This window comes from Pseudomonas sp. LBUM1663 (genome assembly GCF_059695905.1).
Genome location: NZ_CP166792.1, coordinates 2775628 through 2797194 on the forward strand (window position 1 = coordinate 2775628; position 21567 = coordinate 2797194).

At 61.2% G+C, this 21567-nt stretch carries 22 protein-coding genes and 1 pseudogene; 7 read left to right on the forward strand and 16 right to left on the reverse strand.

The features are described from left to right. The first annotated feature begins 108 nt into the window (after positions 1–108). The 4 genes and pseudogenes from glsB to ACA075_RS12715 all read left to right on the forward strand — a co-directional run. Positions 109–1017: a glutaminase B gene (gene glsB, locus ACA075_RS12700; protein ID WP_497298773.1), complete on the forward strand. Its 909-nt coding sequence runs from the start codon at positions 109–111 to the stop codon at positions 1015–1017. 84 nt (positions 1018–1101) lie between these two features. Next, on the forward strand, positions 1102–2604 hold the full coding sequence (locus ACA075_RS12705; protein ID WP_497298775.1) for an aldehyde dehydrogenase family protein: 1503 nt from the start codon (positions 1102–1104) through the stop codon (positions 2602–2604). 75 nt (positions 2605–2679) lie between these two features. Then, entirely contained in the window at positions 2680–3027 is a 348-nt protein-coding gene (locus ACA075_RS12710; RefSeq protein WP_497298776.1) for a BON domain-containing protein, read from the forward strand. A gap of 125 nt (positions 3028–3152) precedes the next feature. After that, positions 3153–3380 (forward strand): annotated as a pseudogene (locus ACA075_RS12715) (transcriptional regulator CynR); the annotation flags it as partial. On the opposite strand, the gene ACA075_RS12720 reads toward ACA075_RS12715, so the two are convergent. The 6 genes from ACA075_RS12720 to ACA075_RS12745 all read right to left on the reverse strand — a co-directional run bounded on the left by ACA075_RS12720 (position 3366) and on the right by ACA075_RS12745 (position 7896). Continuing rightward, complete coding sequence (locus ACA075_RS12720; protein ID WP_497298778.1) at positions 3366–3668, reverse strand: hypothetical protein; 303 nt, start codon at positions 3666–3668, stop codon at positions 3366–3368. The pseudogene ACA075_RS12715 and the gene ACA075_RS12720 overlap by 15 nt on opposite strands. Positions 3669–3799: 131 nt before the next feature. Continuing rightward, entirely contained in the window at positions 3800–4129 is a 330-nt protein-coding gene (locus ACA075_RS12725; protein WP_497298779.1) for a hypothetical protein, read from the reverse strand. A gap of 161 nt (positions 4130–4290) precedes the next feature. Continuing rightward, positions 4291–4503: a hypothetical protein gene (locus ACA075_RS12730; RefSeq protein WP_462026805.1), complete on the reverse strand. Its 213-nt coding sequence runs from the start codon at positions 4501–4503 to the stop codon at positions 4291–4293. A gap of 145 nt (positions 4504–4648) precedes the next feature. After that, positions 4649–5152 (reverse strand): GNAT family N-acetyltransferase, encoded by a 504-nt coding sequence (locus ACA075_RS12735; protein ID WP_497298780.1) that lies wholly within the window; start codon positions 5150–5152, stop codon positions 4649–4651. Between the two features lie 49 nt (positions 5153–5201). Beyond that, positions 5202–5831, reverse strand: a complete 630-nt coding sequence (locus tag ACA075_RS12740) for a glutathione S-transferase family protein (protein WP_497298782.1) — start codon at positions 5829–5831, stop codon at positions 5202–5204. A gap of 115 nt (positions 5832–5946) precedes the next feature. Beyond that, positions 5947–7896, reverse strand: coding sequence for a DNA topoisomerase III (locus ACA075_RS12745; RefSeq protein ID WP_497298783.1), 1950 nt, complete (start codon positions 7894–7896; stop codon positions 5947–5949). Between the two features lie 311 nt (positions 7897–8207). On the opposite strand from ACA075_RS12745, the gene ACA075_RS12750 reads away from it, so the two are divergent. Continuing rightward, entirely contained in the window at positions 8208–8576 is a 369-nt protein-coding gene (locus ACA075_RS12750; RefSeq protein WP_497298785.1) for a DUF427 domain-containing protein, read from the forward strand. A gap of 236 nt (positions 8577–8812) precedes the next feature. Here the strand turns inward: ACA075_RS12750 and lldD are convergent, their stop codons facing one another. From lldD to ACA075_RS12765, 3 genes are all read right to left on the reverse strand, one after another. Further along, a complete protein-coding gene (gene lldD, locus ACA075_RS12755; protein ID WP_497298786.1) occupies positions 8813–9955 on the reverse strand; it encodes an FMN-dependent L-lactate dehydrogenase LldD in 1143 nt (380 codons plus the stop codon). A gap of 196 nt (positions 9956–10151) precedes the next feature. Further along, positions 10152–11774, reverse strand: coding sequence for an MFS transporter (locus tag ACA075_RS12760; RefSeq protein WP_497298788.1), 1623 nt, complete (start codon positions 11772–11774; stop codon positions 10152–10154). A 140-nt stretch (positions 11775–11914) separates the two neighbouring features. Further along, positions 11915–13576 carry a GMC family oxidoreductase gene (locus tag ACA075_RS12765; protein WP_497298790.1) on the reverse strand — a complete coding sequence of 554 codons (1662 nt, stop codon included), beginning with the start codon at positions 13574–13576 and terminating at the stop codon, positions 11915–11917. Positions 13577–13709: 133 nt separating this feature from the next. Between ACA075_RS12765 and ACA075_RS12770 the strand changes: the two genes are divergently transcribed. Both ACA075_RS12770 and ACA075_RS12775 read left to right on the forward strand, forming a co-directional pair. After that, entirely contained in the window at positions 13710–14594 is an 885-nt protein-coding gene (locus ACA075_RS12770) for a LysR family transcriptional regulator (protein ID WP_497298791.1), read from the forward strand. A gap of 173 nt (positions 14595–14767) precedes the next feature. Continuing rightward, a complete protein-coding gene (locus ACA075_RS12775; protein WP_497298792.1) occupies positions 14768–14983 on the forward strand; it encodes a DUF4287 domain-containing protein in 216 nt (71 codons plus the stop codon). Positions 14984–15173: 190 nt separating this feature from the next. Here ACA075_RS12775 and ACA075_RS12780 read toward each other — a convergent pair whose 3' ends face one another. Genes ACA075_RS12780 through ACA075_RS12810 form a run of 7 tightly spaced genes read right to left on the reverse strand, consistent with a single transcriptional unit; the run spans position 15174 to position 21519 of the window. Continuing rightward, a complete protein-coding gene (locus ACA075_RS12780) occupies positions 15174–16592 on the reverse strand; it encodes an ATP-binding protein (protein WP_497298793.1) in 1419 nt (472 codons plus the stop codon). Beyond that, on the reverse strand, positions 16589–17251 hold the full coding sequence (locus ACA075_RS12785) for a response regulator (protein WP_497298794.1): 663 nt from the start codon (positions 17249–17251) through the stop codon (positions 16589–16591). The genes ACA075_RS12780 and ACA075_RS12785 overlap by 4 nt, the downstream gene beginning before the upstream one ends. An 11-nt stretch (positions 17252–17262) precedes the next feature. After that, complete coding sequence (locus ACA075_RS12790; RefSeq protein ID WP_497298795.1) at positions 17263–17907, reverse strand: tetratricopeptide repeat protein; 645 nt, start codon at positions 17905–17907, stop codon at positions 17263–17265. After that, entirely contained in the window at positions 17904–18713 is an 810-nt protein-coding gene (locus ACA075_RS12795; protein WP_497298797.1) for an SDR family oxidoreductase, read from the reverse strand. Before ACA075_RS12795 ends, ACA075_RS12790 begins: the two co-directional genes overlap by 4 nt. Continuing rightward, the gene (locus tag ACA075_RS12800) at positions 18700–19374 is read right to left on the reverse strand and encodes an iron-containing redox enzyme family protein (protein WP_497298798.1); all 675 of its coding nucleotides are present in this window, start codon (positions 19372–19374) and stop codon (positions 18700–18702) included. Before ACA075_RS12800 ends, ACA075_RS12795 begins: the two co-directional genes overlap by 14 nt. Further along, positions 19371–20852, reverse strand: a complete 1482-nt coding sequence (locus ACA075_RS12805) for an AMP-binding protein (RefSeq protein ID WP_497298799.1) — start codon at positions 20850–20852, stop codon at positions 19371–19373. The genes ACA075_RS12800 and ACA075_RS12805 overlap by 4 nt, the downstream gene beginning before the upstream one ends. Further along, positions 20842–21519 carry a thermostable hemolysin gene (locus tag ACA075_RS12810; RefSeq protein WP_497298800.1) on the reverse strand — a complete coding sequence of 226 codons (678 nt, stop codon included), beginning with the start codon at positions 21517–21519 and terminating at the stop codon, positions 20842–20844. Before ACA075_RS12810 ends, ACA075_RS12805 begins: the two co-directional genes overlap by 11 nt. Between the last annotated feature and the right edge of the window lie 48 nt (positions 21520–21567).

Genomic DNA, 21567 nt, shown 5'->3' on the forward strand with positions numbered 1-21567 from the left:
ACAGCTGCTACAGGGGTGGTGTTTCAGGAAACTGTGATCCAGCGCCGGCCAACAGCGTCTAGCCTCCGTGTCCCCGCAATCCCACGGGGCGAGACTTCGGAGCCCGGCATGCAAGCGCTGTTGAACGAGATCCTTGATGCTGTCCGGCCGCTGATCGGTCAGGGCAAGGTGGCTGACTACATTCCCGCCCTAGGCACGGTGCCGGCCAATCAGTTGGGCATTGCCGTGTATAGCAACGATGGCGAGCTGTATTGCGCGGGCGATGCCGACACCCCGTTCTCGGTGCAGAGTATTTCCAAGGTGTTCAGCCTGGTGCAGGCCATCGATCACTCCGGCGAGGCGATCTGGGAGCGCCTCGGACACGAGCCTTCCGGGCAACCGTTCAACTCGCTGGTGCAGCTGGAATTCGAGCGCGGCCGCCCACGCAATCCGTTCATCAACGCCGGTGCCCTGGTGATCTGCGACATCAACCAGTCACGCTTTGCCGCGCCGGCTCTGTCGATGCGCGACTTCGTCCGCCGGCTGTCCGGCAACCCGCAGGTAATGGTGGACGGCAAGGTCGCCGAATCCGAATATCAGCACCGCGCGCGCAACGCGGCCATGGCGTACCTGATGCAGTCGTTCGGCAATTTTCACAACGACGTCGAGGCCGTGCTGCGCAGCTACTTCAGCCATTGCGCGCTGCGCATGAATTGCGTGGACCTGGCCCGGGCGTTCTGCTTCCTGGCCAACGACGGGTTCTGCAAACACAGCGGCGAACAGATCCTCACCGCCCGCCAGACCCAGCAGGTCAACTCGATCATGGCCACCAGCGGGCTGTACGACGAAGCCGGCAACTTCGCCTACCGCGTCGGTTTGCCGGGCAAAAGCGGTGTGGGCGGGGGAATCGTCGCGGTGGTGCCGGGGCAGTTCACGGTGTGCGTCTGGTCACCGGAACTGAATGCCGCCGGCAACTCGCTGGCCGGTATGGCGGCGCTGGAATTGTTGAGCCAGCGAATTGGCTGGTCGGTGTTCTGAGGCATTAGGGCCTGAGCGGTTAATGACGCTCCGTGGATTTTCCTATACATTTTCCAGCCGCCCACAGCATGGTGAAACCGCTTCATGTCTTTTGCGCTCGAACGTCTAGTCGCTGGCACGCCGATCCCTTTTGCCGGTAATCGTGTCACTGTCGTCAGCCCCGAACTGGCCGCGCGCTTTCAGCCCGGGGACCATTTGCTGGTGGAGCAGGTCAGCGGCGAGTTGTTGCTGATCCCGGTGGCGGATCAGCAGGCGGCCGCCGTCGCCATCGAGCGCGCCGAAGCGGCGTTCAGCGCGCTGTCCAGCGTCTCGGATCAGGCGATCAGCACGTTCTTCGATCTGTTTGCCCAACGGCTGGAAACCCCCGATTGCTGGGCGCTGATCGAGGCCGCCAACCTGGCCGACATTGAGCGTGCCAAGGCCCGCGGGCGCTCCACCACGCGACTGCTGGCCGATGAGCGCATGCGCCGCGACATGATCGCCGGCCTGCGCGCCTGGCGCGATGCGTCGGCGACTCGCGGCAAGGTCATCAGTTGCGTCGAACACGACGGCTGGAAAGTCGAACAAGTGGTGTCGCCGCTGGGCATCGTCGCGTTTGTGTTCGAAGGCCGGCCGAATGTGTTCGCCGACGCCGCCGGTGTGTTGCGCACCGGCAACACTGCCGTGCTGCGCATTGGCAGCGATGCGTTGGGCACCGCTCAGGCCATCGTCACCCACGCATTGAACCCGGCACTCCGCGACGCCGGTTTGCCGAACGGCGCGGTGTCGTTGGTGGAAAGCGTCAATCACGCCGCCGGTTGGGCGATGTTCGCCGACCGTCGTTTGTCGCTGGCCGTGGCTCGGGGTTCGGGCCGGGCGGTCAGCCAACTGGGCAGCATCGCCCAACAGGCCGGCACCGCCGTCAGTCTGCACGGCACGGGTGGCGCCTGGCTGATCGCCGACAAAGACGCTGATGCCCAGCGCTTCGCCACCGTGGTGCGCAATTCTCTGGACCGCAAAGTCTGCAACACCCTGAACGTCTGCCTGATCCAGCGCGACCGCGCCGCTGAGCTGGTGCCGTTGTTTCTCGACGCCCTCCAGCAGGCCGGCACCGCCCGGGGCCAAGGCTGCAAGTTGCATATCGTCGAGGGCAGCGAATCGTGGTTGCCGACTGAATGGCAAACCGGCAGCGTTGAGGTGTATCGCGCCGAAGGCTACCAGACCGAGGCACTGGCCGAGCCGTTACCCGAGGATCAGTTGGGCCGCGAGTGGGAATGGGAAGAGACCCCGGAAGTCAGCCTGAAAATCGTTGACGACCTGGACAGCGCCATCGCCTTGTTCAATCGCTACAGCCCGCAGTTCACCGTGTCGCTGATCAGTGAAGACGGGGCGGCGCATGAGCGCTTCTACAACGCGGTCAACGCGCCGTTTGTGGGCAACGGGATTACCCGCTGGGTCGACGGCCAATATGCGCTGAACAAGCCGGAACTGGGGCTTTCGAACTGGGAGAGCGGTCGCCTGTTTGCCCGCAGCGCCATTCTTTCGGGAGACGGGGTGTTCACCATTCGCAGTCGTATGACCCAGACCGATCTGTCGGTCAAACGCTGAGCATTCCGGGCACAGGCAACGATCGCACTATAATTAAGGTGTGTTTGCGTCTGTGTTCCGAGTGAGGACTGCGTCATGAAACTTCATTCTTTTCGGCATTACTCCCACGATCTGGAAACGGTCGTGCACGACACATGGATTACCGGCCGGGTTAAGTCGGCCCTGGCCTTGGCCGAACCCAGCCTCGGCCTGCAGATCCATGTCAAAACCTTTGCGGGTACGGTGGCGTTGAGCGGTCGGGTCAACACCCATAAACAGTGTGAGCAGGCTGTTGCTCTGGCCCGTTCGGTGCCGGGCGTCGTGGAAATCGATGCCAGGGACTTGCTGACCCACGTGTTCACGCCGGGCAGTAATCCAGTTCCCCCTAACGCCGAAGAAACCGCCGAGCGTCGGCCATCATCGTCAGCAAAAGACGATCACTGATCAGGGCGACCTTGTGAGTGCAGCGCTCCCGTGGACCGGGAGCGCCGCGACGCGGGCATTTCAGATCAAGCAACAATCGACCGAATTTTTTGGGTTTCCCCCAGCTGAAGCAAAGGCCGAAAGGCTCGGTGAGCACCTTGCTGGAGGTGATTCGGCACACGGGCATCGCCACCATCCTCCCGGCACCCATCGCCACTCAGGACCGGGCTCTGCGCAAAATTCCATTGCTTGGGGATGCACCTACTCGCGGTGCGGCGCTGCTTCGGCGCAAGAACAACTATCACAGCGCGGCGTCAGTGGCGTTTATGAAACTGGTGTTAGGGGCGGTGGCGACGGAGTCAGTCGTCCAGTGATTGGCAGACGCCATTGGGGGCTTTGCCCGTGGAGCTCACGGTCACCGAGTCGTCATCGGCGAGAACGATCGAAATCGTGATGCCCGAACCCTTGGCTTCGAAGCGACGCTCGCTAATGGCTTTTGTGTCAGCTTCTTTGTTGTTGATCAACACCGGACCGTCCTGATCCGCGTGAATGATGATTTTTCCGGGGCATTCCACATCGAAAGAAGGAACACCTTCGACGCTGTTTGCTTGAGCAATAGTTGCGGTAGCCAGTAATAACAGGAAAGTCAGGGTACTTTTCATCGCAAGTCTCCATGGGCACAACAGCGAATACGCTTAACGATAGCTGTATTTACTACGCTCGCGACAAACAAAAAAAGGCCCCGCTCGATAGGACGAGCGGGGCCTTTTTTATTGATGAGCAGTGGGGGATATCAGTAGAACCGGTCAATCACCCGAACTTCGTTCTGGTTGTGCATCGAGGACCACGCCTGTTTCAGCGTTTGCAGAACATGACCGATGAAGTCCTTGTCAGCCGCGGCTTTTTTGCCGACATAGCCCTGGCCGCGACGGTACATCTTCAGTCGGGCCAACAGGTTCTGGTTGTTCTGGTCGAACTCCGCTTCATGGGCGTGCGGCGACAGGCAGTCGATTTGAACCTCGCCCGATTTGCTGATCCACAGAATGTGGCTGTCGTGGCTGTCTTTTTGCGTCGCGAACAGATGAGCCAGTTCATCGATAGTAGGTTGATTGTTCAGATTCATAATATGCCCCTTGACCAAGTTGGTGATCTTTCAAAGTTGATTCGCTAATACAGGTAGCCCATCGGTTAGTTGATCCCTGGCACCGAAACCAGGACGTCGGCGGTCGGCCGTCAATTCGACGGGGTCTCGCTTCTGTTGCATGTAGTCGTGTTGAATAACTGCTACGCAATAGCGTCACAACGAAGAGAAGCAGCGAAAACCTGGAGGCCACCGCCGACTTTTAAGGGTCGGCCACAAGCTTCATGAGGATTGATCGCCAGCGCTTCTCGTCCTTGTACTGGACGTTCGGGCCAGGTCAGCTTCTTCAATCTGCCTTGTGGGCAGCGTGTATCCGGGAAAAACAGCTCGGCGGTCAGACGAGCTTGCTCAAACATGTTGCTGTACTCCCGATCGGGGAGATGTCTGCATCATGCAAGGGCAAATCGGAGGCGTCAACCGTTATGTAGTGATTATTTTCAGTCACTACATATTGTCGGACAAAGCGCTTTGGAATTAAAAAGCAGCGCCGCAACGCCCTGGTCAGGACGATGGCAGAAGGTGTTGGAAGCGATAGAAGGTGCAGGGATAACCGTCTACCGACCGTTGATGCAGGGTGAATTCATCGCTTGCGAACTCGGGCATCACTTTGGCCCAGAAGCGCCGTGCAGGCGGGTTCGCGTCGATGTGGAAAATCTGCCATTGACCGGGGAACCGGCTCAAGAGGGTGGAAACGACAAACCTCGCGACACCTTGGCCACGAAAGCGCCGGCTGATGAACAAGTAGCCGATGTTGTGCTCGGCACCCTCGATATGAACGTCGTCGTCCACCGTCACGAAACCGGCGAGCTCTCCATCCACTTTGATCAGAAACGGCCGGGTTGCGGGGTTACGCCAGTAATCCAGAGTCGGCCGGATATTGAAGAAACCGTGCTCGCCGAGTTTCAGCGGTAGAAACTCGCTGAAGTCGTGCATATAGAACTGCATCAGGTTTTCGATCGTTTCCAGTTCGTCGCGTTGTGCGGCATGCAGTGCTATCGAGGGCATGCTGGGTTCTCTCCAGATCGAGGGCCGTCCGTGGCCCTTTCGGGATCACTCAGTGAGGCGCGAAGTCGTAAGTCCCGCCGGTCTTCAACGCAGCAACGTAAGCAGGGCGTGCCTGGAAACGTTCAACCCAGGCCGCTACATGAGGGTAGTTGCCCAGCTTGCCCTGGGCGCGGGCAATCTCGCCGATAAAGCTCATCTGGATATCGGCGGCGCTGAATGTGTCACCCAGCAAATAATCGGACTGGCTCAATGCCGTGTCGAGGTAGCCAAGGTAGTTGGCCACTTCGGAGTTGATGCGCGGATGCAGCGGTGCACCGGCTTCACCCAGACGCCCGACGTACAGGTTCAACATCAGCGGCAGCATGGCCGAACCTTCGGCGAAGTGCAGCCACTGGACGTATTCGTCGTAGGCGGGGGTAGAAGGATCGGGTTGCAGGCGCCCCTGGCCATGACGACGGATCAGGTAATCGATGATCGCGGAAGACTCGATCAGTTTCTGCGCGCCATCTTCGATGACCGGCGATTTGCCCAGGGCGTTGATCGCTTTCAATTCCGGCGGGGCCAGATTGGTTTTCGGGTCGCGTTGATAGCGTTTCAGCTCATAAGGAATGGCCAGTTCTTCCAGCAACCAGAGAATCCGTTGGGAGCGGGAGTTGTTCAGGTGGTGCACGATAATCATAAACAAGGTTCCTGTAGCAGCTGTCGAGTGAAACGAGGCTGCGATGCCTTTTCAGAAAAGGGGCCATCGCCGGGCTTGAAGAACACTAGACCATCACGGTCCATTCGAAGTGCCCTCAAGCTTTGCTGGCCGGTTTCGCCGCGCGTTTGGCGCCTGTCGACGGCTTGCGCTTGGCGGGTTTTCGTTTGTTTTTCCATGGGGTGGCGCCACGGCCGGCCGGGCTCGCCGGCCCACTGATGGTCAGGCTCAGGCCGGCGCAACGGGCGACCTGTTTGCTCATCCACGCGGCTTGTTTGGTGACGAATTCTTCCAGGCTCATCTCGCCGCTTTGCACCATGTCCAGCGCCTGTTCCCAGATGGCCGTGGTGCCGGGGTCGGCGATGGCGCGCGGTACGGCATCGATCAGGCTGAAGGCCGCCGGGGTCGCGGCCAGGGCCTTGCCGTTCTTGATCAGGTAACCGCGGTCGAGCAGGCCCTGGATGATAGAGGCGCGGGTCGCCTCGGTGCCAATGCCGGTGGTGTCCTTGAGCTTCTGTTTGAGCAGCGGGTCTTCCACCAGTTTGGCGACGTTCTTCATCGCTTTGATCAGGTCGCCTTCTGTGAACGGCTTGGGCGGTTGCGTCCAGAGGTCCTTGAGCTTCACATCGGCCACCGCGCAGTCACGGCCTTCGGCCAATGCCGGGAGTGTTTGCGGTGCCGGTGCCTCGCGACCCTTGGCCGGGGCGAGCGCCTCGGGCAGGGCGCGTTTCCAGCCGGGCTCGACGATTTGCTTGCCGACGGCGCGCAGGGCTTCACCGGCGCAGTCGAAGTCGGCCTGGGTGCGGTCGTATTCATGGTTGGGCAGGAACTGCGCCAGATAGCGCGCGCGGATCAGGGTGTAGACCGCCCGTTGCTTGCCCACCAGTCGGTCGAGATGCTTGGCCGCCGCCGTCGGGATGATGCCGTGGTGAGCCGTGACCTTGGCGTCGTTCCAGGCCCGTGAGCGGCGCTGTGGCTCCAGGAAATCGTTCAAGGCATTCAGCGACGGATCGGCTTGCCGGAGCGCGGCGAGAATGCCCGGGGCTTCGCTGTGCTGGCTCAGCGGCAGGAAACCGCAATCGCTGCGCGGGTAGGTGATGACCTTGTGGGTTTCGTAGAGCGCCTGGGCGATGTCGAGGGTTTCCTGGGCGCCGAGCCCGAGCTTCTTCGAACAGACTTCCTGCAAGGTGCCCAAGTCGAACGGCAACGGCGCGACTTCACGCATCCGCTCGGTGCGCAGCTTGACCACCCGGGCACTCGCCGCGCTGCTGATGGCCGCCGCCGCTTGCTGGGCCAGCGCCTGATTCAGGCAGCGATCCTGATCGTCACAGACGTCGGATGCCGCACGCCACTGGGCGGTGAACGCCGTGCCGTCGTGCAACAGCTGCACGTCGATGGCCCAATAGGCGACCGGCACGAAATCGGCAATGCTGCGGTCGCGATCCACCACCAGCCGCAAGGTCGGTGTCTGCACCCGGCCCACCGGCAACACGCCCTGATAACCGGACTGGCGGCCCAGCAAGGTGAACAAACGGCTCATGTTCATCCCGATCAACCAGTCGGCCCGGGAACGTCCCAGCGCCGAATGATAAAGGCTGAAGGTCTCGACCCCCGGTTTGAGCGCCGCCAGCGCCTTGCGTATCGACGCATCGTCCAGCGCCGACAGCCAAAGTCGCCGGATCGGCCCGCGATAGCGGCAATGCTCGACCAACTCCCGGGCAATCATCTCGCCCTCGCGGTCGGCGTCGGTGGCGATCACCAACTCATCAGCCTCGCCGAGCAGGCGTTTGACCGCCTTGTACTGGCTGGCGGTGCGCGGTTTGACCGTCATCTTCCACTTTTCCGGAATGATCGGCAGATCCGCCAGCACCCAGCGCTTGTAGCGCGCGTCGTAGGCATCCGGCGGCGCGGTTTCCAGCAGATGGCCGATGCACCAGGTCACCGTGACGTCCGTTCCCAGCCAGCAACCGTCGCCCCGACGCTTGGCGCCGAGTACCGCCGCGATGTCTTTGGCCTGGGAAGGTTTTTCACAGAGGTACAGCTGCATAACCACCATCGTTCATCAAGTGTGCAAGAGGCGCACAGAATGGCCGGTGATGAGCAATGGATCAATCATTATCTGTATGGATGTACAGCAAATCTGTTGCGTTTGTTTGCGCCAGTCAAAACGGCCCGTTCGGCTGCGAGGCCGTCGTGTCGGCGAATTTTGGGTTATACCTGACATTTCGCAGTCTCAGATTCTGGGGCCGCTGCGCAGCCCAGCGAGACGGTGCGGCTCTCCGACAAGCGCCCTCGCCACATGAGCGGGGCGCAAATCTTGTTCCCACAGGTCCATCACCGTCATGAGGAACGTATTCCATGAAAAGCTCCGGTCCCAGTCCTGTCATCACCATCGCCGAGCAGCCGGGCAGCCTGCTGGTGAAGTTTCATGGTATTCAGGTGGCCGCCTCCTCGCGTGCACTGGTGCTGCTGGAGGCCAATTATCCTCCGGTGTATTACGTTCCCTGGGAGGACATCGACGAACAGTATTTCGCTCGCACCGACCACACGACCTATTGCCCGTACAAGGGCGACGCCACTTATTACAGTTTGCAGATCCCGGGGCATGAGGGCGCTAACGCGGTGTGGCGCTATGAAGACCCCAAGGTGTCGGTCGAACAGATTCGCGGGTATGTGGCGTTCTATCCCGATCAAGTCAAGTTTGAGGTGCTCAAAGACGTTGAGTGAGGGTTCGTGTTGACGGTCATGCTGGTCACTCACGCGCGATGTTTCAGGCATACCTGCTTTTGTGGCGAGGGAGCTTGCTCCCGCTGGGCTGCGTAGCGGCCCCAAAAACGGGGCAACCCTACCGATTTTTGTGAGTGCTGCGCACTCAAGCGGGAGCAAGCTCCCTCGTCACAGGTTTTCATTGACTGAAGCGAGCTTAGGTGCACAGCTGCCCGTACTAATCGGGCGTGTTCACCTCAACGAACAGCCCCCACCAGCGTCGATTCATCAATCTGCCCAATCGAAGTCACCCCGGTCAGCGTCATGGCCACGCGCATTTCCTTGGCGAAAATATCCAGCATGTTTTCCACCCCGCGTTGCCCATCGGCCGCCAGCGCGTAGGCCATGGAGCGCCCCAGCAATATGCCTTTGGCACCCATGGCAAGCATCCGCACGACATCCAGCCCCGAGCGGATCCCCGAGTCGACCAGCACCGTCAAATCATTGCCCACCGCTTGCATGATCGGCGGCAATGCCTTGGTGGTGGACAGCACGCCGTCCAGCTGCCGCCCGCCGTGGTTCGACACCACAATCCCGTCCGCGCCAAAGCTGACCGCATCCTTGGCGTCCTGCGGGTCGAGGATGCCTTTGATGATCATCGGGCCTTTCCAGAAATCACGAATCCACTGCAGGTCTGCCCAGCTGATAGAAGGGTCGAAGTTGTTGGCCAGCCAGCCCATGTAATCTTCCAGGGTGACGGCCTTGCCCAGGTACTTCGAGATGTTGCCCAGGTCGTGCGGGCGGCCCATGACGCCGACGTTGAACGCCCAGTCGGGGCGGGTCATGGCCTGAAGCATTCGTCGCGACGATGCAAAAGGCCCGGACATGCCCGAATGCGCATCCCGGTAGCGGGCGCCCGGGGTAGGCATGTCGACGGTAAACACCAGGTTTTTCACCCCGGCGGCCTTCGCACGCTCCAGGGCGTTTTTCATGAAGCCCCGGTCTTTGAGCACGTACAGCTGAAACCAGATGGATTGCTGGCTCTGCGCCGCGACTTCCTCGATCGAACACACCGATACGGTTGAAAGGCACAGTGGGATGCCTTTTTTTTCCGCCGCTCTGACCGCCTGCACTTCACCTCGACGGGCGAACATACCCGTCAGGCCGACCGGTGCCAAAATGACCGGCATTGAAAGCGGTTGATCGAAGAGGGTGGTTTCAAGGCTTAGGGTTTCGACGTTTTTCAGGATGCGCTGACGCAGGCTGATACCCGTCAGATCAGCGCTGTTGGCCCGCAGCGTATGCTCGGCATACGCCCCGCCATCGATGTAATCGAACAGAAAACGCGGGAGTTTGCGACGTGCAGCCTCGCGGTAGTCGGATGCGGATGAAATGATCATGGGGCCTCGGTCTGTGGAATGGCGGGGCTGCCGATGTCGTTGAGCTTAACCTGTGGCGAGGGAGCTTGCTCCCGCTGGCCTGCGCAGCAGGCCTAAACCAGCCACCTCGGTGTCAGAACAATCGAGGCGGCTGGATCGGGGCCGCTTCGCGACCCAACGGGGATGAATCCCCTCACCACAGGGGATTGCAGTGACTTCAGTTGGTATCCAGATCCACGTTTTTCGTCTCACGCAGACAGATCATCCCCACCACCAGGCTCACCGCGGTAATCACCACCGGGTACCACAGCCCGTAGAAAATGTCCCCGGTATACACCACCAACGCAAACGACACGGTCGGCAGGAATCCGCCAAACCAACCATTGCCGATGTGGTACGGCAGGGACATCGAGGTGTAGCGGATGCGGGTCGGGAAGAGTTCGACCATCAGCGCCGCCAGCGGGCCGTAGCACATGGCGGAAATAATGATCAGCACCACCATCAGCGCCACGATCATGGCCTTGTTGACCTGTTGCGTGTCGGCTTGTGACGGATACCCCGCCAAGGTCACCGCGCCGCGCAGGGCGGCTTCATCATAGCCATCGATTTTCACGTCACCGACGCTGACCTGCACGCCGCTGCCGGCCGGTGCGGCTTCGGACTTGTAGGGCAGGCCCTGTTTCACGAGGAAGGTTTTGACCTTGTCGCACGGGCTGTCAAATTTCGCCTTGCCCACCGGGTCGAACTGGAAGGTGCAAGTGGCCGGGTCGGCCAGCACGGTGATCGGTGCCTGACGGCTGGCCTGGTCGATGGCCGGGTTGGCGTAGTGGGCGATGGATTTGAAGATCGGGAAGTACAACGCAGTTGCGAGCAACAGGCCGATCATCAGCACCGGTTTGCGTCCGACCTTGTCCGACAGCCAGCCGAAAAAGATGAAGAACGGCGCGCCGATGATCACGCTGACAATCAGCAGACTGTTGGCCAGGGCCGGGTCCATCTTCAGGAACTGCGTGAGGAAAAACAGCACGTAAAACTGCGCCGCATAAAAGGTCACCGCTTGCCCGGCGTTGATGCTGAACAGGGCGATCAGTACGACTTTGAGGTTTTCCCATTTACCGAAGGAATCGCGCAGCGGCGACTTGCAGAGCTTGCCTTCTTCTTTCATTTTCACGAAGGCCGGCGACTCGTGCAGGCTCAAACGAATCCAGGTCGAGATGCCCAGCAGCACGATGGAAAACAGAAACGGAATGCGCCAGCCCCAGACTTCAAACTGTTCGCCGGTGAAATAACGGCAACCGAGCACCACCAGCAGCGACAGCAACAGGCCGAGGGTGGCGGTGGATTGAATCCAGCTGGTGTGGAAGCCGCGTTTGCCCATCGGCGCGTGTTCGGCGACGTACGTCGCGGCACCGCCGTATTCACCGCCCAGGGCCAGGCCCTGAAGCATGCGCAGCAACACGAGGATAATCGGCGCGGCGATGCCGATGCTCGAATAGGTCGGCAACAGCCCAACGCAGAAAGTCGCCAGGCCCATAAGGATGATGGTCGCGAGGAACGTGTATTTACGCCCGATCATGTCCCCCAGCCGGCCGAACACCAGCGCGCCGAAGGGCCGCACGATGAAACCGGCGGCAAACGCCATCAGCGCAAAGATGAACGCCGTGGTGTCGTTGACCCCGGCGAAAAACTGCTTGCTGATTACCGCCGCGAGGGCGCCGTAGAGGAAAAAGTCGTACCACTCGAACACCGTCCCGAGTGACGACGCGAAGATGACTTTGCGAGTATCGGGGCTGGCGTCGACGCTGCGCGTGGCATCCAGGGGCTGAACATGTTCTGACATATCGGTATCCCTCACAGTGATTGTTTTTGTTGTTCCACTGGTGTTGCGTGTTCCTTGCAGCGGTGTTTCAACGTCCGTAAATCTTGCGCGATCCCCTGTGGGAGCGGGCTTGCTCGCGAAGGCGGTGGGTCAGTCGACACTTACGTTGAATGTAATGCCGCTTTCGCGAGCAAGCCCGCTCCCACAGGTTCGGTGTGTACCGCAGGGTTCAGGATCAGCTGCGCAGCCTTTTCGGCAATCATCAGCGTAGGCGAGCACGTATTACCCGAGGTAATGCGCGGCATGATCGAAGCATCGGCGACGCGGAGGCCGGGAATCCCGTGAACGCGCAACTCGGCATCGACCACCGCCTCCGCATCGTTGCCCATGCGGCAGGTGCCCACCGGATGAAAAATCGTCGTGCCTATCCGCGCCGCGGCTTCGTGCAGTTCTTCTTCCGTCTGCAAGCTGTCGCCGGGCAAATACTCAATAGGTTTGAACGCTCGCAGGGCCGGGGCGGCGACGATGCGGCGGGTCAGGCGGATGGCATCGGCGGCGACCCGCAAATCTTCCGGATGGCTCAAGTAATTGGGCTGAATCAGCGGCGCTTCCTGCGGATCGGCGGAGCGAATCTCCACGCGCCCCCGACTCTGCGGCCTCAAATCGCAAACCGACGCGGTAAAAGCAGGGAAGGCATGCAACGGTTCGCCGAAGCGTTCCAGCGACAGCGGTTGCACGTGGTATTCGAGATTGGCCGAAGTCTGTTCCGGCCCCGACCGGGCAAACGCACCCAGCTGACTCGGCGCCATCGACAGCGGGCCGCTGCGGTCGTACAGATAGCGCAGGCCCATGCCCATCTTGCCCCACACGCTGCCGGCGATCTGGTTCAGGGTGCGGGCGTTTTCCAGTTTGTAGATCAGTCGCAGTTGCAGGTGATCCTGCAGATTGCCGCCCACGCCGGACAGCTCATGAGCCACGCCGATCCCCAGTTTTTCCAGGAGTGGGCGAGGGCCGATGCCGGAGCGTTGCAGAATGCTCGGTGAACCGACGGAGCCCGCGCACAACACGATTTCCTTGCGCGCCTTGAAGGTTTTCGCCTGACCTTGGTAGCGGGTGCTGACCGCCGAAGCACGGCCGTTTTCCAGCTGCACGCGGTCCACTTCGACGTCGGTCAACACCGTGAGGTTGGGTCGATTGCGGATCGGTTTGAGAAACGCCTTGGCCGCGTTCCAGCGAATCCCGGCCTTCTGGTTGACCTGGAAATAGCCGCAGCCTTCGTTGTCGCCCTGGTTGAAGTCATCGATGCTGGCGATGCCGCTTTGTTCGGCGGCGCTGCGGAATGCATCCAGAATCGGCCAGGACAGCCGTTGACGCTCGACCCGCCAGTTGCCACTGGCGCCATGAAATTCCGAGTCGCCGGCAAAATGGTTTTCGCTTTTCTTGAACAGTGGCAACACGTCGTTCCAGCGCCAGCCCGGATTGCCGTCAGCGGCCCAGCCGTCATAGTCGCCGGCCTGGCCGCGCATGTAGATCATGCCGTTGATCGAGGAACAGCCGCCCAGCACTTTGCCGCGCGGGTAACTCAGGGCGCGACCTTGGAGGCCGGGTTGCGCTTCGGTCTTGAAGCACCAGTCGGTGCGCGGGTTGCCGATGCAGAACAGGTAGCCCACGGGGATGTGAATCCACGCGTAGTTATCGCGGCCGCCGGCTTCGAGCAGCAAGACGCGGTGTTGCGGGTCGGCCGACAGCCGATTCGCCAGCAAACAACCGGCCGGCCCGGCGCCGACCACGATGTAGTCGAATTCATCAAGGGAAGTCTGCATCCCTGACCTCGTATTGTTGTTCTTGTTGTCGGTCATCCTAGTTGTTAGCTTTCGTCAAAAGAATGTTAGTTTTTGCGCAGCCGCTGTGCGTTTTTAGACAGCGACTCACACAGCGTAACCCCAAGGACGACTCATGTTCGACTGGAATGACCTGCGGTTTTTTCTCGAGTTGCAGCGCAGCGGGCGTTTGCTTACCGCCGCCCGCCGTTTGAACACCACCCACGCCACCGTCGCCCGGCACATCGAGGCCATCGAAAAGAGCCTCGGCACCGCGCTGTTTGTCCAGCACGCCCAGGGCTACGAACTGACCCCGGCCGGCGAAGCGCTGCTCAAACACGCCGAAGCCATGGAAAACGTCGCGTTGCTGGCGCAAGAGGAAATCACCCAATCCACCGCGCCCCTGGGCAAAATCCGCGTCGGCGTCACCGAAGGGCTGGGCATCATGTTCCTCGCCAGCCGCATGAACGGCCTGTTCGAACGCTACCCCGGACTGGAAGTGGAACTGGTGGCGGTGCCGCGCTTCGTCAGCATCCTCAACCGCGAAGCCGAGATCAGCATCCACCTCGAACGCCCGGCCGCCGACATGCTGGTCACCCGCAAACTCACCGACTATCGCCTGGCGCTCTACGCCAGCCAGGCCTACCTCGACAAGGCACCCCCGCTGCACAGTCGCGAAGACCTCGGCCGCCACGCGTGGATCGGCTACGTCGACGACTTGCTGTTCAGCCAGGAACTGATGTTCCTCAACAGCTTCTGCCGCAACCCGCAGGTGGTCTTCCACAGCACCAGCGTCATCGCCCAGCAACAGGCGGCGCGCTCGGGGTTGGGGATTGCAGTGTTGCCGTGCTACATGGCCAGCGCCGATCCGCAGCTGGTGCCTCTGTTTCCCGATGAAACCATCGAGCGCAGCTACTGGATCAGCACGCGGCGGGAGTTGCACAAGTCGGTAAGGCTGCGGGTGATGTGGGATTACGTGGTGGAGTTGTGTGAGGCGGAGCAGGGGTTGTTGATGGGATAGCCTGGCAATTCATCACAAAACTCTGATCAGCCAAGCAATGAAGCAAACAATACAACCCCTGTGGCGAGGGAGCTTGCTCCCGCTGGACTGCGCAGCCATCCTGGCCTTCAATTCGAGGGATGACGACAAGGAGCGTTATCCGACACTCCGTCGCGAAACAGGGAGCTTGCAGCATGAGCGAAGATGCAAAAGTGAAAGGCCCGGCGTCGTACTTCCCGTCCATCGAGAAAAAGTATGGGCAGCCGATCAGCCATTGGCTGGAGCTGCTCGGGACGGTGAGTGGCAAGAAGCATATGGAAATGGTGGCTTGGTTGAAGGATGAGCATGGTGTGGGGCATGGGCATGCGAATGCGTTGGTGGCGCATTATTTGGCGAGTGCTAAAAAGTGAGGGAACTGTAAATGGCTTGCTGCGGGGTATGACTGTTAGAGGGAGGCTGGATGTGCCGCCGTCTTCGCGGGCAAGCCCGCTCCCACAGGGTTTGGTGTCGTTGTTGAGTGTTGCGGTCGACGCAAATCCTTGTGGGAGCGGGCTTGCCCGCGATGGCGTCAGCTGGCTCACCACATCCTGTCCGGATCACTCAAGCATTCGGCGGCAACTCGCGCGTGGTGCGTTGTAGCGGATCGCGGGGTTGGCTGTCGGGAATCGACAGCGTTGCGCGTAAGCCGCCTTCCGGGCGGTTGGTCAGGGTGATGCGTCCGCCCAGTCGGGTGGCGATGGTGTTGACGATGGTCAAGCCCAAACCCGCGCCATGGGCATTGCCACGGCTGTAGAACCGTTCGAACAATCTCCCACGATCCGCTTCGTCAATGCCGGGCCCCTGGTCCTCGACGCTCAGCGAATAGAAGCCGTCCGCCTGATTGAGCTGCACCGTGATCACCCCATGCTCAGGGGAAAAGTTGGCCGCGTTGCTGATCAGGTTGTTCAAGGCGATGTCGATGGCGGCGGCGTCGGCCACCACTTCAAAGGGGCGATCGGTGACCTCGAAGGCCAGTTCAAGGTTCTTGCTCAGCAACCACGGCGTGAGCTGCACGAGGCTGTCGCGCACGGTGTTGGCCAGGTCGATGCTGCGCAGTACCGGCGCGATGGCTTTGGGTTCGAGGCGGGCCATGGTCAGCAATTGATTGACCAGACGGCTGGTGCGGTCGACACCGGCAATCAAAAACTCCAGGGATTCGCGGCGCTCTTGCTCGGTGCCGGCCTCCAGCAGATTTTGCGCATGCACACGCAGCACGGCCAGCGGTGTGCGCATTTCGTGGGCGGCATCGGCGATGAAGCGCCGCTCGCGGCCCAGCACTTCCTGAATCTGCGCGAGCATGCGGTTGAGCGCCGCCTGCATCGGTTCCAGTTCACTGGGTAACGGGGTCAATTGCAGCGGCTCCAGCGAGCCGCTGTGCCGCGCGCGCAAGGTCGCCGCCATGTCTTCCAGTGGCTTGAGGCCCCAGCCGATGGCCATCCAGATCATCGCCGCCAGAATCAGACTGCCCAGCACATTGGGCCACAAGGTGTGCCGCACGATCCGGTCCACCAAGTCCGAACGCACGTCGTCCCGTTCGCCGACCCAGATTCTCAAGTCATTCTGTTTGTCATCCAGCAGGAACGCACGCCAGTGGCGGTTGTTCAGGTCGACCACGTCGCTGAAGCCGGGTTTGGTCGGCGGCGCGTTGAATGAGGGCGCACTGGCGGTGTGCACCAGCACTTCACCGTTGCGGTTCCACACCTGAAAGGCCATTTTCGATTCATAGGGATGGCCGTCAACCCGAGGCTCCGCTTCGCCCAGCGCCTTGTTGAAGGCCTGATAGAGATCGGCGTGTTCCTTGCTGGCCATCGGCATGCGCATCACACCCTGCAACAGCCGGGCGTTTTGCGCGAGTTGGGCATCGTAGACTTCGGCGATTTCGTGATTGCTGTCGTGCAGGTTGAACAGGCTGATCACCGCCACCCCCACCAGCATCAGGCCAATGATCAGCGTGAGGGTGCGGCGCCGGATTGACGTCATCGGCGCTCCTCCACCAGGTATCCGACACCACGAATGGTGCGGATCAGGTCGGTGGAGAATTTTTTACGCAGGTGATGAATGTGCACTTCCAGGGTGTTGCTTTCGGCTTCCTCGTTCCAGCCATACAGCAACTGCATCAGGTGATCGCGGGTCATGACCCGCCCCGGCGGCGAGAGCAATTCGTGGAGCAACTGATATTCCTTGGGCGTCAACGCCACCGGTTCGCCCAGGTAACTGACCTGCTGGGTGCCGGGGTTCAGGCTGATGCCGGCGTGTTCGATCAGCACCTGGGCGCGACCGGCACTGCGGCGCAACAAGGCCCGCAGGCGAGCCTTGAGTTCCGCCAGGTCAAACGGCTTAATCAGGTAATCGTCGGCCCCGGCATCCAGCCCGGCAATGCGGTCTTCGGTCGCGTCCCGGGCGGTGAGGATCAGCACCGGCAGGTTGGAGCCGCTGTCGCGCAAGCGCCGCAGCACTTCAAGCCCGTCCATGCGCGGCAGACCGAGGTCGAGTACCGCCAGGTCAAAGGTTTCACTGAGCAGCGCATGCAAGGCGCTGGTGCCGTCCTTCAGCCAGTCGACGGTGTAACCTTCGCGGCCCAGGGCTTGATGGATGCCCTCGCCGAGGGCCACGTCGTCCTCAATCAGTAATAAGCGCACACGGACTCCTGTCAGTCGATTTTCTTGTTCACGTCCACCAGCAACGTTTCGATCTCTTTGCGCCGCCCGGCGTCGGCGATTTCCCGGCCTGGTCTTGGGGCGGCTTGCAGGGCCTTTTGCAGCGCGACTTTAGCTTCGCTGTAACGTTTTTCACGGTAGAGGTGATCGCCCCAGAAGTACAGACTATCGATGCCGTTCGGGTTGAGTTGCAAGGCCTGCTTGAGTAACTGTTCGGCCTTGTCCGAATCACCGAAACCGATGGGCCAGCCGGGGACGCGGTCATACAACGCGCCGAGGCTGGTGTAGGCCGAGCCTTGCAGGGCTTTGGGGTCCAGCGCCATGGCTTTTTCCAGATCGGCTTTCGCCGCTTTCACCTTGCTCAGCGCACCGAGCCCACCCTGCGCACCGGCCCAACTGCTGCTGACGATACCGGACCAGATCCACGCTTCCGCCACCGATTGGCGTTCCTGGGTGAACGCCGAAGCCTGGGCCGCCAGTTTCTCGAAGGCTGCGGTGCGTTGCGCTTCCGGGACTTCGTATTGAATGTGCGCCCAGCTTTGCTGGATGCCCTGCAGGCGTTGCTGGTCGGCGGGCTCCAGCGCCCAGACGCTTTGGCTCAGAGCCCCCAGCAGCAGGCACGCGATGATGTTCTTCATGGTTTGAGGTTCTCGTTGTCGGGCTTCTGACTGAGGCGACGGATCAACGGCAATTGCTTGCGCAAGCCTCGGTCCACCAGATTGGGCAGCAGGCTGTTGAGGCGCACAAAAAAGCGCTCCGGCCAGCCGAGGTACAAGTCGCGCCGGTCACCGGCAATCGCATGCACCACCGCAGAGGCAACGGTTTGCGGGTCATCGACGTTAGCCTTGAGCGCATCGTTCAACGCCTGCGCCGCCGGGCTGTTCATGCTGGTGCGGGTGGCGCGTGGGGCGACGTAGAGCACGCTGACCCGGGTGTCCGCCAGTTCCCGGCGCAGCGCCTCGGAAAACCCGCGCAAGGCAAACTTGGTTGCGCAATAGCTGGCGTAACCGGGGTAGCCGATGGAGCCGTAAGTCGAACCGACGTTCACCACCATCGCACTCTCGGCTTGCTTGAGCAGCGGCAGCAGGGTTTTGGTCAGGCAGATCGGCGCGCTGATGTTCACCGCCAGCATGGCGTGGATGTCGCTGTCCTCCAGCTGTTCGAGCATGGCGAAATGATTGACCCCGGCGGCATTGATCAGCAAGTTGACCCCGCCAATCGCTTCGGCCGCGGTCAGCACCTTGCGTCGGTCGGACAGCACCGTCAGGTCGGCGCCGACCCAGCACAGGTGTCGCGGATAGCGTTCAAGCAAAGGCATCAGCGGTTCCTGATGCCGAGCCACCGCCAGCACCCGGGCGCCACTGGCACACAGGGCGGTGGCGATCGCCAGGCCGATGCCGCCGCTGGCACCGGTCAGCACCACGCGGGCTTCATGCAACTTCATGCAGGGCCTCCCCGTCACGCGGCAAGCCGCGGAACATGTCGGTGTAAAGCCGGTACACCACTTTGGAGGCGTGAATCACCGCCGCCTGGTCCGCCGGATCGTCGAGGGTATTCATCAACCGGCGATAGGTCTGCATGTGCTCAATGTCCAAAGAGCCATGGGAACTGAGGTAACTGAAGGCGCTCTCCGGCAAATCCAGACGCTCGCGGATGCTGCCAGCGGCGTGGGTGGCCAGGGCAATGCTGGTGCCTTCCAGCACGTTGACCATGCCGAACAGGCCGACCGGGTTGTCGCGGGCGATCAGGTCGTAGAGGTAGCTGACCATCAATTCAATCGGCAGGCTCGGACGACCGTCGCGCACGGCGTTGCGGTCACCGCCGCAGGCTTCGATGTCGTTGAGCACCCACTGTTCGTGACCGTATTCATCCTCGATGTACTCGCACACCGCTTCACGCAGCCATTCCAGGCGCGACGGCAATTTCGCACCGCAGGCCATCATCAACGGCACGGTATGGCGCACGTGGTAATAGGCTTGCGCCAGAAAAGCGCGGTAGCTTTCGAGGCTGACCTTGCCCTCAAGGGCATCGCGGATGACCGGCAGATTGAACAGTTCATGGCGTTCGTGTTGCGTGGCTTCTTGCAGCGTGTCGAAAAAACTCATGATGCGGATTCCTCGGAAAATACAGAGTCGGTCAGTTGCGCCCGGTAACGCTCGACGATGGCGTCACGGCGCGGGCGGCCATTGGCGGTGAGCAGGCCATTGGCGGGGGTGAAGGGTTGATCGAGACGGGTCCAGTGATGAACCTGGGCGTAACCGGGCAAGGCCTCGTTGGCCTCGGCGACGGCGGCAGCCAGTTCGGCGTCGGTGCAGTCCGGGCGATGGGGCCAGAGCAGCGCGTGGTTGTGCGGCATGGCTTCGCCGTAGACGAAGGCCTGGGCGATATCGCGGCGCTGGGTCAATTCGGCCTCGACCCATTCCGGGTTGACGTTGCGCCCGAAACTGGTGACGAATTGATGCTTCTTGCGCCCCTTGAGGTAGAGAAAACCGTCCGGGTCAAACTCGCCGAGATCGCCGGTCGGCCACCATTCATCGGTGTGCGGCGCCTCGCCCAGATAACCGAGCAAGCTCGAACCCTTGACCAACACTTCGCCGTCCTCGGCCAGGCGAATCGTTACGTGGGACAGGGGCTTGCCGACACTGCCGGGGCGGCGCGCTTCGGGGCGATTGAGGCACACCACCGAGGCGCATTCCGACAGCCCATAACCTTCGTAAACGGGTATACCGATGCGTTGTGCGCGATGCAGCAATTCCTCGGACACCCGCGCACCACCCACCGCCGCAAACCGCAACGAGAAAGGGCTGAAGGCTTTCTGCTCGGCGGCGCTGACCAACATCAGCAACAACTGCGGCACCAGGATCAGGCTCTCGGGCGCCCGGGTGGCCAGGCAACCGAGCAGACGCGGCACATCAACGCCGCTGGCCCCCTGAATTCCCAGGGTTTGCTGACTGGGCAAACTCAACGTGGCCCCGGCATACAACGCCGCATAGCAACCGAGGTTTTCCAGCAAAATCGCCAGGGGCAGCAGGGCCAGGTGATGCTGCGGATCGGTGGGTTTGCTGGCCTGATTCAGTTCGCGAGCGACCGTCAACAGGCTCTCGGCGCTGAGGCACACGCCTTTGGGCGTGCCCGTGGTGCCCGAGGTGAAGGTCAGTTTGGCGGTCCCTTCCGGCATACGGTTCGGGCCGCTGAACGTGCGGCGCCAGAACTCACCGGTTTTCTCGTAGCCGGCCGTTTGCAATTCGTCGTCCAGCGCGGGTTCGGCAATCACCCGTTCGGCCTGACTCTGTTCCAGGCAATGGGCGCGCTGAGCGGGGCTGAAAAACGGCGGCAGCGTCAGGCACGTCAAGCCTTCGAACAGCGCGGCCAAGTCCCAGAGCATCGCGTCGACGCCATTGTCCAACGCCAGCGCGATCACCTTGACCTGCTCATCGCGCAGGCGTTGCTGGCGATACACCACCTCGGCGTACAGCGTCGCGTAATCCACCGTCTGCTGGTCACCCCACAACGCGATGGCGCTGGTCTTGCGCTCGGCATGGCTGCGCAGGGTCTGTTTGAAACGCTCGGTTTCAGGCGACATGGCTGGATTCCTCAAGGGACGTCGGCAAACCCAGGCGATTGAACATCCCGATGTTGCGCAAATGAATGAAACCAGCGCGAATGTTGCCGACGTGCACCCACGGCTTGCTCTCGTAATAACTGCCCCAGTGCTGGCGCTCATCCCCCAGCCGCTCAGGGTCGGCCGCGCACAGCGTCACCGGTTCCAAGCCCAAGCGATGAAAGCTGTTCACCAGACCGATATTGCCGGTGAACGCCACCCATTCCAGTCCGCCCATGGCCAGCAAGTAAGTGATGGCGATGATGCTCATTCGCGCGCTGCCGGTGTCGCTGGCGGCCAGATTGCCGACCTCGACAATGCCGGCGCGATCCACCGGGCGGTCGGCCGCAGCACTGATCAGCGGCTCGATCGACTCATCCAGATAACGTTCCAGAAACAACGATTCGGCATTCGCCATGCGCACACCGGCCACCGCACACAGCGTGCCTTCAGCATCACGCATGCCAAACAGCTCCGGCATGAAATGCCGAATGTCGGCGCCATGGGCTTTACGAAAACGTTGTTGAATAAAGGCTTCGAAGACTGGTCGCTCGACGTCGTCCGGCAACGCTCTGGCCAGACTCATCGGCGGCGTTTCGGCCTGGCCGAAACGCAGGGGTAGAGGAATATTCCATTCAAAGTCAGGCATTGGAAGACGCCTCCCGGGTAAGTGTGGGAGAAGTATCGAAGGCATTTC

Coding starts and splice junctions, on each gene's coding strand:
- ACA075_RS12790 (WP_497298795.1), bottom strand. CDS start 17,907: ATGAAGAACATCATCGCGTGCCTGCTGCTGGGGGCTCTGAGCCAAAGC.
- ACA075_RS12745 (WP_497298783.1), bottom strand. CDS start 7,896: ATGCAGCTGTACCTCTGTGAAAAACCTTCCCAGGCCAAAGACATCGCG.
- ACA075_RS12760 (WP_497298788.1), bottom strand. CDS start 11,774: ATGTCAGAACATGTTCAGCCCCTGGATGCCACGCGCAGCGTCGACGCC.
- ACA075_RS12810 (WP_497298800.1), bottom strand. CDS start 21,519: ATGCCTGACTTTGAATGGAATATTCCTCTACCCCTGCGTTTCGGCCAG.
- ACA075_RS12710 (WP_497298776.1), top strand. CDS start 2,680: ATGAAACTTCATTCTTTTCGGCATTACTCCCACGATCTGGAAACGGTC.
- ACA075_RS12735 (WP_497298780.1), bottom strand. CDS start 5,152: ATGCCCTCGATAGCACTGCATGCCGCACAACGCGACGAACTGGAAACG.
- ACA075_RS12750 (WP_497298785.1), top strand. CDS start 8,208: ATGAAAAGCTCCGGTCCCAGTCCTGTCATCACCATCGCCGAGCAGCCG.
- ACA075_RS12780 (WP_497298793.1), bottom strand. CDS start 16,592: ATGACGTCAATCCGGCGCCGCACCCTCACGCTGATCATTGGCCTGATG.
- lldD (WP_497298786.1), bottom strand. CDS start 9,955: ATGATCATTTCATCCGCATCCGACTACCGCGAGGCTGCACGTCGCAAA.
- ACA075_RS12800 (WP_497298798.1), bottom strand. CDS start 19,374: ATGAGTTTTTTCGACACGCTGCAAGAAGCCACGCAACACGAACGCCAT.
- glsB (WP_497298773.1), top strand. CDS start 109: ATGCAAGCGCTGTTGAACGAGATCCTTGATGCTGTCCGGCCGCTGATC.
- ACA075_RS12720 (WP_497298778.1), bottom strand. CDS start 3,668: ATGAAAAGTACCCTGACTTTCCTGTTATTACTGGCTACCGCAACTATT.
- ACA075_RS12765 (WP_497298790.1), bottom strand. CDS start 13,576: ATGCAGACTTCCCTTGATGAATTCGACTACATCGTGGTCGGCGCCGGG.
- ACA075_RS12770 (WP_497298791.1), top strand. CDS start 13,710: ATGTTCGACTGGAATGACCTGCGGTTTTTTCTCGAGTTGCAGCGCAGC.
- ACA075_RS12805 (WP_497298799.1), bottom strand. CDS start 20,852: ATGTCGCCTGAAACCGAGCGTTTCAAACAGACCCTGCGCAGCCATGCC.
- ACA075_RS12730 (WP_462026805.1), bottom strand. CDS start 4,503: ATGTTTGAGCAAGCTCGTCTGACCGCCGAGCTGTTTTTCCCGGATACA.
- ACA075_RS12795 (WP_497298797.1), bottom strand. CDS start 18,713: ATGAAGTTGCATGAAGCCCGCGTGGTGCTGACCGGTGCCAGCGGCGGC.
- ACA075_RS12775 (WP_497298792.1), top strand. CDS start 14,768: ATGAGCGAAGATGCAAAAGTGAAAGGCCCGGCGTCGTACTTCCCGTCC.
- ACA075_RS12705 (WP_497298775.1), top strand. CDS start 1,102: ATGTCTTTTGCGCTCGAACGTCTAGTCGCTGGCACGCCGATCCCTTTT.
- ACA075_RS12725 (WP_497298779.1), bottom strand. CDS start 4,129: ATGAATCTGAACAATCAACCTACTATCGATGAACTGGCTCATCTGTTC.
- ACA075_RS12740 (WP_497298782.1), bottom strand. CDS start 5,831: ATGATTATCGTGCACCACCTGAACAACTCCCGCTCCCAACGGATTCTC.